This window comes from Epibacterium sp. Ofav1-8 (genome assembly GCF_022348185.1).
In the GTDB taxonomy this organism is placed as follows: Bacteria; Pseudomonadota; Alphaproteobacteria; order Rhodobacterales; family Rhodobacteraceae; genus Epibacterium.
Window position 1 is genome coordinate 118,451 of sequence record NZ_JAKRFD010000014.1, and the last position, 13,444, is coordinate 131,894.

Below are 13,444 nucleotides of genomic sequence, written 5' to 3' on the forward strand. Positions count from 1 at the left end.
CACAAGCCTTCTAAATGCGATGCCGCCAAGATAGGTCGCAACCCTTAAGGAATGTCTTATTCGGGGCGCGGCAGAGTCCAGACCGACATCGGCCCATCCAGCCCGCGGATCGACTGGTCGGGATGGCAGATGAACCCGTCCAACAGCTCCGCCCCGCCACCTTCGCGCTGGACCTGCTGGCAGAGGTCATCGCTCATGGCGATGCGCGCCGACAAATTGCGGGTCATCGCCTCCAGCCTGGAGGCGACATTGACCGCGGTGCCGATCACCGCGTATTCCAGCCGGTTCGCGCCGATATCCCCTTGAACTGTCTCACCAAAATGGATGCCGATCCCGGCGCGGATCTCCGCTTCGCCGGCCTGTTTGCGCTCTGCATTCCAGGCCTCCAGCACCTGACACATGGACCGGGCACAGGCCAGCGCCTGCGCGGCATCGTGATCACCGGGCATCGGGGTGCCAAAGGTCGCCATCAGCCCGTCGCCCAGATACTTGTCCAGCGTGCCGCCGTGGCGGAACACTTCCTGTTCCATGCGCCCGTGAAAACCACGCAAAAGTTCAATAACCTCGACCGCATCCTTCTCGGCGGCCAAACGTGTAAAGCCGACAATGTCGATGAACAGCACCGCAATCTTGGAGGTTCGGACCTGGTTGAGCGGCTCGTCATTCTGCGACAGCTGCTCCACCACATTGGGCGAAAAATAGCGCGACAGATTGGCCCGCTCCCGCGCCAGATCGGCGTTGCGGTCCAGCATCAGGTAGAAGCGTCGCGTCGATTGCGCCAGGATCGCCGCAACCATCAAAAAGACCATCGCCTCCTGGATGCGGAACCGAAACCCGACATCATTGGGATCAAACAGGGCGATCATATGCGGCCAGTCCGCCAGCGCGTCGTTCAGGCGCTGCGCCATCTCCAGGTTCGGAGTCATCAGATACCACATCAGCCCCGACCCGCCGAGCCAGATCACGCTGGCCCATACGCCGATCCCCAGCACCGTCCGCCAGCTGTAAGCCAAGGTGCCAGCCGCCAGAATGATAAAGAAATACATGAAGTTATCATACTGATACAGCATCGGGATCGGCATATCCTGCTGATCGAACGGGTTCGGAAACACCATGCCATAGGTCATCAGCACCAGATCGAACATGATCAGCGCCACCTCGGCACGGGAGCGCCCCACGCGGGCGAACCGGCGAATGAAGTAGCCGTTCACGCACAAGAGCCCCAGCAGCGCGATATAATAGAGCTGCGACACATGCGGATAGACCGCAATCAGGAACACCCCCACGATCGGCATGATGATCCAGCGCGCCAGAACCGCCATCTCCACGCCGCGCCTCTTGTGTTCCTCCAGCGCCTCGCGGATGTGTTTTGTCTCCAGCGCGTCATCCTGCAGTATCGGATCCGTGGACACGCGCGCCGGGGCGACCGGTGCGGTTGTGGTGGCTTCGACCATCCAGTTCTCCCTTTGGGGGTATGTCAGTCTCGAATTGCTTGCCTTTAAGATAGGAAGGCGATCTTGCGGTTGCACGCCCGCCCCTCAAAGGCAATGCAAAAAACCCCGCCAGTACGGCGGGGCAAGGTGCGATGCGCCGCGCCCGCAGGGCAGCACATCGTCGGCGTTCGAAAGAGTCGGAAAGGCGGCGTCAGCCTTGCATCTCGGCCCGGATCTGCTGGCGCAGCACATCGATCGGGACGGTTTTCCCGTCCTTCTTGAAGCACCAGTAGGTCCAGCCATTGCAGGACGGCGCGTTCTCAAGATGCGCGCCCACCTGATGGATCGAGCCCTTGATGTTGTCGCCGATCAGGGTGCCATCCGCGCGCACCTTCGCCTTGTGGCGACGGTTCATCGAATAAAGCTCCTCGCCCGGACGCAGCATACCGCGCTCGACCAGCTGGCCAAAGGGAACCCGCGGCTCTGCCCGTTTGGAGGCCGAGACCTGCAGCGCCTCGCGGTCGAATTTGCGCACGCTCTTGATGCGCTCTTCGGCAACCTTGCGGTAGCTCTCTTCGCGCTCAATGCCGATGAACTCACGTCCCAGCATCTTGGCCACCGCGCCGGTGGTGCCGGTGCCAAAGAACGGGTCCAGAACCACATCACCGGGGTTGGTGGAGCCCACCAGAATACGATGCAACAGTGCTTCGGGCTTCTGGGTCGGATGCGCCTTGTCGCCATTGGCATCCTTCAGACGCTCATGGCCGGTACAGATCGGCATCACCCAGTCCGAGCGCATCTGGATACCCTCGTTCAGCGCCTTCAGCGCCTCATAGTTGAAGGTATATTTGGCACCTTCGGATTTCGACGCCCAGATCATCGTCTCATGGGCGTTGGTGTAGCGTTTGCCACGAAAGTTCGGCATCGGGTTCGACTTGCGCCAGACCACATCGTTCAGGATCCAAAACCCCTCGTCCTGCAAGGCAGAGCCGACACGGAAGATGTTGTGGTAGGAGCCGATCACCCAAAGCGCGCCATTGGGCTTCAGGATGCGGCGGGCCTCTTTCAGCCACGCGCGCGTGAAGTGGTCATAGACGCCGAAACTGGAGAACTGGTCCCAGTCATCGTCGACCGCATCCACCTGGGAGTTGTCAGGGCGGTGCAGCTGCCCTTTGAGCTGGAGATTATAGGGCGGATCCGCGAAGATCATGTCGATCGAATTGGAGGGCAGGCTTGCCATCCTCTCGATACAGTCGCCATCAAGAATCGTGTTTAAAGGGAGCGCCGTAGCGGCGCCCTTTGCGATGGTTTTGTTCATTTGCTCTGCCTCGATAACCACGGCGCTTTTGCGCTCATTCTGGTTGTCCACAGGATGAGTCATCCCGGATTCGAGGTCAATTTGTTTTTTGAATCAGCGGACTACGGTTCACTCTTGATACAAGATATTGTGGACCGGCTTAAACGACCTTCTATGGTGAGGGGTAACCCCTATTTTTATGAGCGCCTCGCGATGTTGTTTCGACGGATAGCCCGCATTTCGCTCCCAACCATATCCCGGAAACTGTTGCGCTAAATCCACCATGATGCGGTCGCGTGCTTCTTTGGCCAAAATTGACGCCGCCGCAATGGACAGGGATCGACCGTCCCCTTTGACCACCGCTTCGGCCGGAATGCGCAAATCGCGCGGGATCAGATTTCCGTCGATCAACAGGTAGTCCGGCTGTGGGTCGAGGGCGGCCACCGCGCGCTCCATCGCCAGATGCGACGCACGCAAGATATTGTGGTGGTCGATCTCCTCCACCGAGGCATGCGCCACCGCGTAACAGGCCCGCGCCATGATTTCCGGTTCCAGTGCTGCACGCCTGCGGGGCGTCAGCTTCTTGGAATCGTTGAGCCCCTCTGGCAGCGCCGCAAGGTCCAGCACCACAGCCGCCGCGGTCACCGGCCCCGCCAATGGGCCACGCCCGACCTCATCGACACCTGCAATCCGCGTATAGCCGCGCGACTGGGCGGCCTGTTCCAATGACAAATCCGGAGTATCCATGCGCTTCACTGCCCCCGTTTCACCGCGCCGCGCAAGGGTGCCGGCACAAAAAAGGGGCGCAGGACGCGCCCCAGTGGACTGCTCTCTTACCATTGGCGCTTATCGGCGCACCAGACGGTAGCCGTGTTTGCGCAGGCAGCCGGGACGGTAGCCGCGACGGCTTTTGTGGCGGGTGTCAAATTCACGGTAGCAGCGGTTCGGCAGCTCGCGCACATAATCGTAGTTGCGACGCAGGCAGCGCATGCCGAGGAGGTTACGGTCCTTGCCGCGCACCCGGACACTGGTCAGACAATGCGCCGGCAGGTCGTAGCGACGCACGCGCGGCGGCAGCGGTTTGGGATGTGGTTTCGGGTCAACATGCGGCCGGTGGCGGCGGTCTTTCTTACTGTCATTGATCGCGGCACCAATGATGCCGAGAATCGCAGCCCCAGCGATGAACTTGGCAATGTCGTCGCCATCAGCCCGCGCCGGTGCGGCGGAAAACCCGGTGACGGCAATGGCCGTGGCAATCACGGCGGCAATGAATTTACGGTGGAGGTTGCGAGAAGAAGAGGCGAGGCAGGTCATATCGATTTATCCTATGTGGGTGCATGTGGCGGTTGGCAATCAACCGGATGCCCCAAGCCTCGCCCCGGGGGCTCCAGACAGGCAATAACGCCCGCCTGTTATCAAATATCAGCGCCCCAACACCCTGTTGTCATTGAATATCAGCGGCCCCGACGGCATGATGAGCACATGACACACATGCGCCAGATCCCCGCCCTTCTGCTGCTCCTCGCAGCCCTCGCGCAGCCCGCGCATGCGGCCGGGTGCTATGCCGACTACAAGGCAAAACAGGACCAGCCGCTCAAGCTCCATTACGGTGTGATGGAACTCTCCGGGGCCTGCTCCAAATCCGCCGCCCGCGATGAGGTGGCCGCCCGTCTGCAACGCGCAGGCTGGACGCTTCTGAACGTCCTGTCCGTTTTTGGCCCCGAGGGGCTCGACAAAAGGAAAGCGGATGCCGGATCCCACTTTCTCCGTTTCTGAGGTCCGAAACGCCGGGTCCCGGGTGATCGCCCTCGGGATCTGCGCCATTGTGGCACTCCTGGTGGTCGCGGGTACGGTGCTGCTTCTGACCCTGCCCGATGGCAATGCGTTCAACGCCCGGATCGAACGGCTCTTTGTGGAAAACGACCTCACCACCCAGGCCGAGGTCAAATTGCTGGAGATCCTCGCCCAGAGCGGCACCGCCTTTGCCGACACGCTGGCAAGCTATCGGATGGTGATCTTTGTGCTTCTGGTCTTTGCCACCGCGATGATGATTGCCGCTTTGGTGGTGCTGGCGATGCTGGTGATGCTGAACCGGCGCATGGCGCAGATCGAACGCGCCGGGATTCAGGTGACCGAGCTGCTGATCAGCCGCGAGGAAAACACCGTTTATCTCAACAATATGGGCTTCAAACTCACCAACGCCGCGATGGAAACGCTGTCGGTGCTGGCGGAGGCGCGGCTCGACGATGATGTGCTCTCGGGCGCTGAAATCGAGGCGGTGATTTCCGGCAAATCCAGCAGTGACTGCGAAGAGGCCGCCGGGGCCACGCGGATCAAACGCCTGCGCGACACCCTTGGCAATCAGATGATCAGCGAGCTGTTGGTCAAGAACATCGCCAAACGCGGCTATGTGCTGGCGATCAACAAGGATGTGATCCGTATGGTGTGACACCCGCCCCGGTCCACCTCCGTCACCCCGGATACGCAAAAGGCGGGGGGCGCTCCCGCCCGTCGTCTGTGAATTGAAAATTCCCATCCGCCCGTTGGGCCCGGCAGGCCGCGCCGAAGGCGCGGCCTGCCCCCCGGCGACGTGCACCGCACGGCGCAATCCCTCAAATGTGATCCCCGCTGCCGGCGAAGGGACTGGAAATCTGCCGCAAACCTTCCCATATTAGGAAGGCTAGCTTTGGACAGATACACCCCATGAACATTCAGGTCTCACCGCGCAGCGGTTACGGTATCCTTGTGGAACAACTGGACGGCCCGGTTGCTGCCTATCACGGCGACACGCTGCTCGCGCAGAGCAGCCGTGCCAAGGTGATGTATGAAACCCGCCTCTCCCCGGTGGTCTATTTCCCCAAGGAAGACCTGCTGGTGGATATGGACAAGGCCTGCAGCAAGACCACCTTCTGCCCCTTCAAGGGCACCGCCCATTACCGCGACCTGATCCTGCCCGGCAAGAAGGAGCTGTGCAGCGCGGTCTGGAGCTATGACGAAACCCTGCCCGAGGCGCGCCAGATCAAAGGCCATATCGGTTTCATCCCCGAGGCGCTCGACCGGCTGGATCTGGGTCCAAACCGCCTGCAAGCGCCCGATGACGGCAATATCTCCGGCCCATTGGTGGACTGGCTCCTGCGCGAGGCGGCCTTCCTGCCCTCGCCCGAGGATTTCACCCAGGCCTTCGTCGCCAAACTGCACGAACAAGGCCTGCCCGTCAGCCGCCTGACCATCCTCGCCTGGGCCCTGCATCCCCGGATCGCGGGCCACCATTACCTGTGGGAAAAAGGCGTACCGGGGGTGGAGACCTTTTCGCCCTCCTACGAGATCCACGAAAAGCCGGAGTTCAAGAACTCTCCGCTGCGCCATGTGTCCAAGGGGCTTGGCGGGCTGCGCTACCGATTGACCGGCGCGACCCCGCCCGAGGACTTTCCGATCCTGCGCGATCTGCGCGACCGCGGCATGACCGACTATGTCGCCATGCCGCTGCCGTTCTCGGACGGGCGGATCAATGTGTTGACCGTCGCATCCGACGCCCCCGATGGCTTCAGCACTGCTGATCTGGGGTTGATCTTTGAATGCTCTGCGGTGATTGCGCGCTATTACGAGGTATTCATGCAGCGTGAAAACGCGCAGGCCGTGCTGGAAACCTACGTGGGCAAGCGCTCCGGTGCGCGGGTGCTTGGGGGCAACATCCGCCGGGGTGAGGGCGATGAGATCGACGCCGCGATCATGTTCTGCGATCTGCGCGGTTCCACCCTGCTCGAAGAAACCCTGCCGCGCGACACATACATCAAGCTGCTCAACAGGTTTTTCGAGACCACCTCCGATGTGGTGCATGAAAACGGCGGTGAGGTGCTGAAGTTCATCGGCGACGCGGTGCTGGCGGTGTTCCCCGCAGGCCAGAATCCGGCCGAAGCCCGCGCGCAGGCGCTTGCTGCCGCACGGGGTATTGTCGCCGCGCTGGCCGAGATCGAGCCCTGCCCGTCGCTGCCCAATCTGGACTGCGCCATCGGGATTGCCTCGGGGTCGGTGCTATATGGCAATATCGGCTCGCAGGAGCGGCTGGATTTCACCGTGATCGGTCAGGCCGCCAATATCGCCGCACGTCTGGGTGATTATGGCAAGACCATTGGCCACCGCATCGTGGTGTCGCGCGACATCCTGACGGAAACCGCCGAGGCCAAGCCGCTGGGACATGTGAAGCTGCACAATGTCTCGCAGCCGGTCGAGAGCTTTGCCATCGCGGCAGACTGACAGAAACCTCCCCGCCGCAGTCGGCAGGGAGGGAAACCCTCAGACACTCGTTACCATCACACAGCGTGTCCCGCCGCACTCTGGCGGGCGCGCGGCTGCCGCTTGCGCGACAGCCAGATCAGGACCTGCCGGACCTTAGATGTCGAACTTCACACCCTGCGCCAGCGGCAGCTCTGGGGAATAGTTCACTGTGTTGGTCTGGCGGCGCATGTAGGATTTCCACGCGTCAGAGCCGCTCTCGCGCCCGCCGCCGGTTTCCTTCTCGCCGCCAAAGGCACCGCCGATTTCCGCGCCCGACGGGCCGATGTTGACGTTGGCAATGCCGCAATCAGAACCCGCCGCAGTGAGGAAGCTCTCCGCCTCGCGCATATTGAGCGTGAACACGCAGGAGCTCAGCCCCTGTGGCACGTCGTTCTGCATCTCCACCGCGTCCTCAAAATCGTCATAGCCCATGACGTATAGGATCGGCGCAAAGGTCTCTTCTTTGACCGACGCGCTCTGACCGGGCATCTCGACGATGGCGGGCGCCATATAGACACCACCGGCGGGCACGCCCTCGGTGACGCGCGCGCCACCATGCACCGTGCCGCCCTCGCTCTTGGCAGCCTTCAGCGCCGAGGTCATCGCATCGCCTGCGGCCTCGTCCACGAGCGGGCCAACCAGCGTGCCCTCGGCTTGCGGGTCACCAATCGGCAGACCGGCGTAGGCGGCCTTCAGGCGCTTCACCAGATCCGCGCGGATGGAGTTATGCACGATCAGGCGGCGCAGCGAGGTGCAGCGCTGACCGGCGGTGCCCACGGCAGAGAACACAATCGCCCGCACCGCCATTTCCAGATCCGCCGAGGGGGCCACGATCATCGCGTTATTGCCACCCAGTTCGAGAATGCACTTGCCGAACCGCTCTGCCACCACAGGTGCCACCGCGCGGCCCATGCGGGTCGACCCCGTGGCCGAAATCACCGGCACGGATGGGCTGGCGACCAGCACCTTGCCCAGTTCCGCATCGCCGATCAGGGTCTGCAGCAGGCCCTCGGGCGCGTCCTCGCCAAAGCGTTTCACCGCGCGTTCAAAGATCTTTGTACAGGCCAGCGCCGTCAGCGGTGTTTTCTCCGACGGTTTCCAGATCACCGGATCGCCGCAGACAATCGCCAGCGCCGCATTCCACGACCAGACCGCAACCGGGAAGTTGAACGCTGAGATCACGCCCACCGGCCCCGAGGGATGCCAAGTCTCGCGCATGCTGTGACCGGGCCGTTCCGAGGCGATCGTCAGACCATAAAGCTGGCGCGACAGACCCACCGCAAAGTCACAGATGTCGATCATCTCCTGCACTTCGCCAAGGCCCTCAGAAGTGATCTTGCCCGCTTCCCAGCTGACCAGCGCGCCAAGGTCATCCTTGGCGGCGCGCAGCTCTTCGCCGAGCAGGCGGATCAGTTCGCCGCGCCGCGGGGCCGGCACCACGCGCCATGCCTTAAACGCGGACTGTGCGCGTTCCAGAATCGCGGGCATCTCGCCTGCAGGGGTGTCGTGGACCTCGGCCAGCGTGCTGCCATCAATGGGCGAGCGCACCGCGCGATTGCCACCGCTCAGCTCTGCTGCTGTGAGGTCGAGGTTCTTCAGGATATCGTCTGCTGTTCGTGCCATGTCTTTCATCACTCAGCTGCCAACTTTGTTGTGTCTGTCATGTGGTCGATGTCGCCCGCCCGGTAGAGCTGGCCGAATTCGGTCTCGAGGAACGCCTGAAGGTTCACCTGCTCCTGACGCACAAAGCCGCTGGTGGGCAGCTCGCCGCGCCGCACCAGATCCACCACACCCAGAACGCCTGCGGTGGTGGTCACTTGGATCGCACTCCATGTCTTGCCGCCGATCTGACGGGAATAGCTCTTGTTGATCAGGCTCTTTTCACGCAGCTCGCCATTTATGCGGCCCCGCGCGGTGCAGTAGACGAGCACCACGTCCTGATCGGTACGCGGCAATGCGCTCTCGAAAATCTCTTTCATCAGATCGCGGCGGCGTTCCAGCCCCAGATCATGCAGCAGCATTTTCAGGATGTCGCAGTGGCCGGGATAGCGGATCGACCGATACGAGACCGCCCGCGCCTTCCCGTCCAGCGTCTCCGGCAGGGTGCCAAGCCCGCCCGAGGTGTTGAAACATTCATACTCCACCCCATCAAGGCTCAGACGCTCGTAATCTTCGAGCGGCGCGGTCTTGGTGCGCGCGCCAGACACGATGGCATCGCAGGGGTTGCAGTACTCGTTGATCAGCCCGTCGGTGGACCATGTGAGGTTATATTTCAACGCGTTGGTCGGAAATTTCGGCAGCGCACCCACCCGCATGTGCAGGCTGTCCAGCTCATCGAATTCTGCCGCCAGTGACGCGCCCGCGATGCCCACAAAACCGGGCGCAAGGCCGCTTTGGGGCATGAACACCGTCTCGCTCCCTTCGGCGAGTTTGCGCACCGCATCGGTCGCGGCCACATCCTCGGTGAGGTCGAAATAATGCGCGCCCGCCGTCTTGGCGGCCTCCGCAATCATTGGCGTCAAAAAGAACGGCGCGGCGGAAATCACCGCGTCAAAGCCCTGAAGCCCCTTGGCCAGATCCACCGGATCCTTGGCGTCGATCTGCCGGGTCGGCACGCCCAGATCCGCAACCGCGCTCAATGCATTCAGATCATGATCCGCAAGCGTGACCTGGTAATTGGCGGATGTTTTCAGGAACGTGGCAATCGCCTGACCGATCTTGCCCGCACCCACGACACAGATGTTCCACTGCATATGACCTGCACCTCCTCAAGTTTGAGCATGTCACGCAAAGGCGGGGACCGGCTTTGCGCTCCTCCAGACATGCGTTCCCAATATGGTGCAGGTTCAATTGTTCGTTTTGTAGGGTCAGGATTGTCGGAGTGACGTAAAATTGCGCCAAAATGACGGATCAATCGTCACATCGTTCAAACGCGATCAATCCGGCGGCCAAAGACCACCAGCGTATTGGTGCGCTGCACGCCCGGAATGCGGCCCACCTCATCGACCAGAATGTCCAGGTCCTCGATCCGCGGCGCCTCGGCCGAGACCATCAGATCGTATTCGCCATTGATCGACAGGCACTGGCGAATTTCCGGGTAGGACTCCAGCCGCTTGATAATGCGGCCGGTTTCCTTTTGCTGCACTTCCAACAGCACCACCACCATGACCCGGTTGCCCTCGTCGGGGTCGCGCAGCACCACGGTGTAGCCCGTGATGATGCCGCGCTCCTCCAGCCGGGTGATCCGCTCATGCACGGTGGTGCGCGCCACCCCCAGCTTTGCCGCCAGTTTGGTGGTGGATTCACGCGCGTTGTGTTGCAGTGCCGCGATGATCCGGCGATCCAGATCGTCCATGATGCCTCCAAGCTGATCTGCCGGAAACTACTGCAAACCCTGCGCCCCGGACGCAAGCGCTTTGTGCGGGGACGGCGTGGGCAAAGCCGCGACCACGCCCGAAAAAAGGACCAGCCCGCGAGATCACGGGCCGGCCCCACCTGTTGCTATGGTCTGGGCGCGTGGCTTATTCCGCCGCCTGGCGACGCGCGCGCTCCCGCAGGCCATCGCGATAGATCGCCTTGAACAGCGCAATGCACATCAGCACCATCACGATGGAGAACGGCAAGGCGCCGATGACCATCGCGGTCTGGATCGCCTTGAGCCCGCCGACCAGCAGCAGCGCCCCGACCACCAGACCAAGGGCCGCACCCCAGAACAGGATATGCGGGCGCGCCTTTGGCCCCTCGTCCCCGGCGGCATTGATGGTGTTGACGATGAGAACCGCCGAATCCGCCGAGGTCACCAGATAGGTCATCAGCAGCACCACGATCAGCACCGCCATCAGCCAGGACAGCACCGGCGACAGCATCAGGTCCGTCATCGCAAAGATCTTGTCGCCATCCGGAACCGAGAAGATCGCGCCATTTGCGGCCCCGTTCAGCTCCAGATCGATGGCGGTGCCGCCGGCAAAGGAGAACCAGACAAAGCACATGATCGCAGGCGCAATCGCCGCGCCCAGCACAAATTCACGCACCGTGCGCCCCTTGGAAATCCGCGCCAGGAACAGGCCGACAAAGGGCGCAAAGGCCACCCACCAGGCCCAGTAGAAAACCGTCCAGCCGCCCTGCCAGCCGACCAGCTTGTCGCCGGTTTCCGACCCGTTGCTCTGATAGACGGTAAAGATCATCTCGGGCAGCGCGGTGACATAGGTCCAGAACCCACCAAACAGCGCATTCAAGCCAAACCAGGTGGAGCCAAAGATCAGGAAAAAGCCCAGCAGGAAGGTCGACAGCACCATGTTCAGGTTCGACAGCCACTTGATGCCCTTGCCGACACCGGACAGCGCCGACAGGGTCGAGGCGCCCATGATGATCAGCACCGCCACGATGATGCCGAGCGACGACGCGGTGCCCTGCTCGTTCAACAGCCAGTCGCCGATGCCGATACGCGCCATGCCGGACACGAACTGCTCGACCCCGAACCCCAGCATCTGCGCCACGCCGAGGATGGTGGCAATGACCGCCACGATGTCGATCACATGCCCAAGCGGACCGGAAAGACGCTCGCCAAACAACGGCGCCAGTGACGACCGGATGGTCAGCGGCAGGCCGCGGCGATAGGCAAAGAACCCAAGCCCCAACCCGGCGATCGCATAAGAGGACCAGGCGGTGAACCCCCAGTGCAGGTAAGACCACTTATAGGCGTTCAGGTAGTTGTCCATCTCCTTGGAACTGGCAAACCCCTGGATGACATCCGGGTTGGTGTTGAAATGGTAGATCGGCTCGGCCACCGCCCAGGTCAGCATGCCAACCCCGATGCCTGCGCCGAACATCATGGAAAACCACGAAAAACGGGAGAACTCCGGCTCATCGTGATCCTCCCCCAGTTTCAGCCGCGCCGCCGATGGCCAGAAGGCGAGCCCCAGGCAGGCGATGACAAAGGCCGCCATCACATAGACATACCAGGTGGCAAAATTCGACAGGATGAAACTGTTGAACCCGGCTAGCACGGCGCCGGCCTGCTCTGGAAAGGCGACGGCCCAGAGCACCAGCCCTGCGACCGCGAGTTTCGAGCTGATCGTCACATCGACGCTGAAGCCCGAGTAGAACCCCCGGTCTGCCGTCTTGATCGGCAGATCCGTGAGCGGTGGTTTGATTGACATTGCGCGTCTCCCTGTTGGAGGTGGGGGAAGGCCTGCGCGCTGTAATTTTGGGGTCGTTTTTTTGTTGCGCGCAGGCGGGTGATGAGGGGCTCAGGTTTCCGGTTTCGGCGCCCGCGCCTGTTCCTCGACGATGTTGAGATCCATGTGGTTTCGCATGTACCGCTCCGAGGCCTTTTGCAGCGGCTGGTAATCCCAGGGGAAATAGCCGCCCTCACGCAGGGCCTCGTAGACCACCCAGCGGCGGGCCTGGCTGGCGCGCACCTCGGCGTCGAAACGGTCCAGATCCCAGCGGTCGGCGGCGATCGCCTTCAGCGCCGCATAACCCTCGGCATGGGCGGGATCCCCGGCCAGGTTGGTCAGCTCGTGCGGGTCGGCCTCCAGATCGAACAGCTGATCGGGGTCCAGCGCGCAGAGGTTGAGCTTGTAGCGCCCCTGCCGCAGCGACACCATCGGCGCATAGGAGGCCTCGGCGGCGTATTCCATCGCCACCGGGCTCTGCCGCTCTGCGCCCTGACCCAGCGGCACCACGCTCTCGCCCGCGGTCCAGGGCATCACCTCCTCCATGCTGACCCCGGCCAGATCGCAGAGCGTCGGGCAGACATCGATGTTGGAAACCGGATCGGTGACCAGCCCCGGCGCCATCTGCGGCGCCGACACCATCATCGGCACCCGCGACGAGCCCTCGTAAAAGCTCATCTTGAACCACAGCCCGCGCTCGCCCAGCATGTCGCCGTGATCGGCGACAAACAGGATGATGGTGTCCTGATCCTGACGGGTGCCGCGCAGCGCCTCCATCACCTCGCCGATCTTGTCGTCGAGATAGGAGATATTGCCGAAATAGGCCCGGCGGGAGCGGCGCACGTCCTCTTCGGAAATGTCGAAGTTGCGCCAGTCGTTGGCGTCGAAGATCCGTTTGGAATGGGCGTCCTGATTGTCATAGCCCAGATCGCCCACCTCGGGCAGCAGATGGTCGCAGTCCTCGTAGAGATCCCAGTATTTCCTGCGGGTCACATAGGGGTCATGCGGGTGGGTGAAGCTGACGGTGAGGCACCAGGGCCGGTCGTCCTTGCCGCGCGCCAGATCGTAGATCTTCTGGGTGGCGTGAAAGGCGACCTCGTCGTCGAATTCCATCTGGTTGGAGATCTCGGCCACCCCGGCGCCGGTGACCGAGCCCATGTTGTGATACCACCAGTCGATGCGCTCGCCCGGTTTGCGATAGTCGGGCGTCCAGCCGAAATCGGGCGGGTAGATGTCGGTGGTCAGCCGGTCCTCAAAGCCGT

The 13,444-nt window shown here is 62.3% G+C and carries 12 protein-coding genes; 3 read left to right on the plus strand and 9 right to left on the minus strand.

Going from position 1 to position 13,444, the window contains the following annotated elements; translation table 11 throughout:
• Positions 1-56: 56 nt before the first annotated feature.
• The 4 genes from MHM97_RS19405 to MHM97_RS19420 all read right to left on the minus strand — a co-directional run bounded on the left by MHM97_RS19405 (position 57) and on the right by MHM97_RS19420 (position 4,044).
• Entirely contained in the window at positions 57-1,454 is a 1,398-nt protein-coding gene (locus tag MHM97_RS19405) for an adenylate/guanylate cyclase domain-containing protein (RefSeq protein WP_239324617.1), read from the minus strand.
• Between the two features lie 190 nt (positions 1,455-1,644).
• Entirely contained in the window at positions 1,645-2,751 is a 1,107-nt protein-coding gene (locus tag MHM97_RS19410) for a site-specific DNA-methyltransferase (RefSeq protein ID WP_239324619.1), read from the minus strand.
• 108 nt (positions 2,752-2,859) lie between these two features.
• A complete protein-coding gene (locus MHM97_RS19415) occupies positions 2,860-3,477 on the minus strand; it encodes a ribonuclease HII (RefSeq protein ID WP_239324640.1) in 618 nt (205 codons plus the stop codon).
• A gap of 99 nt (positions 3,478-3,576) precedes the next feature.
• Complete coding sequence (locus MHM97_RS19420; RefSeq protein ID WP_239324620.1) at positions 3,577-4,044, minus strand: hypothetical protein; 468 nt, start codon at positions 4,042-4,044, stop codon at positions 3,577-3,579.
• A 168-nt stretch (positions 4,045-4,212) separates the two neighbouring features.
• On the opposite strand from MHM97_RS19420, the gene MHM97_RS19425 reads away from it, so the two are divergent.
• The 3 genes from MHM97_RS19425 to MHM97_RS19435 all read left to right on the plus strand — a co-directional run bounded on the left by MHM97_RS19425 (position 4,213) and on the right by MHM97_RS19435 (position 6,984).
• On the plus strand, positions 4,213-4,506 hold the full coding sequence (locus MHM97_RS19425) for a hypothetical protein (RefSeq protein ID WP_239324621.1): 294 nt from the start codon (positions 4,213-4,215) through the stop codon (positions 4,504-4,506).
• Positions 4,478-5,179 carry a winged helix-turn-helix domain-containing protein gene (locus tag MHM97_RS19430; RefSeq protein ID WP_239324623.1) on the plus strand — a complete coding sequence of 234 codons (702 nt, stop codon included), beginning with the start codon at positions 4,478-4,480 and terminating at the stop codon, positions 5,177-5,179. The genes MHM97_RS19425 and MHM97_RS19430 overlap by 29 nt, the downstream gene beginning before the upstream one ends.
• Positions 5,180-5,433: 254 nt before the next feature.
• On the plus strand, positions 5,434-6,984 hold the full coding sequence (locus MHM97_RS19435; RefSeq protein WP_239324625.1) for a DUF427 domain-containing protein: 1,551 nt from the start codon (positions 5,434-5,436) through the stop codon (positions 6,982-6,984).
• Between the two features lie 135 nt (positions 6,985-7,119).
• On the opposite strand, the gene amaB is transcribed toward MHM97_RS19435, so the two are convergent.
• The 5 genes from amaB to betC all read right to left on the minus strand — a co-directional run.
• Positions 7,120-8,628, minus strand: coding sequence for an L-piperidine-6-carboxylate dehydrogenase (gene amaB / locus MHM97_RS19440; RefSeq protein WP_239324627.1), 1,509 nt, complete (start codon positions 8,626-8,628; stop codon positions 7,120-7,122).
• 8 nt (positions 8,629-8,636) lie between these two features.
• Positions 8,637-9,758 (minus strand): saccharopine dehydrogenase family protein, encoded by a 1,122-nt coding sequence (locus MHM97_RS19445; RefSeq protein ID WP_239324629.1) that lies wholly within the window; start codon positions 9,756-9,758, stop codon positions 8,637-8,639.
• A 173-nt stretch (positions 9,759-9,931) separates the two neighbouring features.
• Entirely contained in the window at positions 9,932-10,360 is a 429-nt protein-coding gene (locus MHM97_RS19450; protein ID WP_239324631.1) for an Lrp/AsnC family transcriptional regulator, read from the minus strand.
• 166 nt (positions 10,361-10,526) lie between these two features.
• A complete protein-coding gene (locus MHM97_RS19455; RefSeq protein ID WP_239324633.1) occupies positions 10,527-12,164 on the minus strand; it encodes a BCCT family transporter in 1,638 nt (545 codons plus the stop codon).
• Between the two features lie 90 nt (positions 12,165-12,254).
• On the minus strand, positions 12,255-13,444 hold a 1,190-nt coding region (betC, locus tag MHM97_RS19460; RefSeq protein WP_239324635.1), incomplete at its 5' end, for a choline-sulfatase.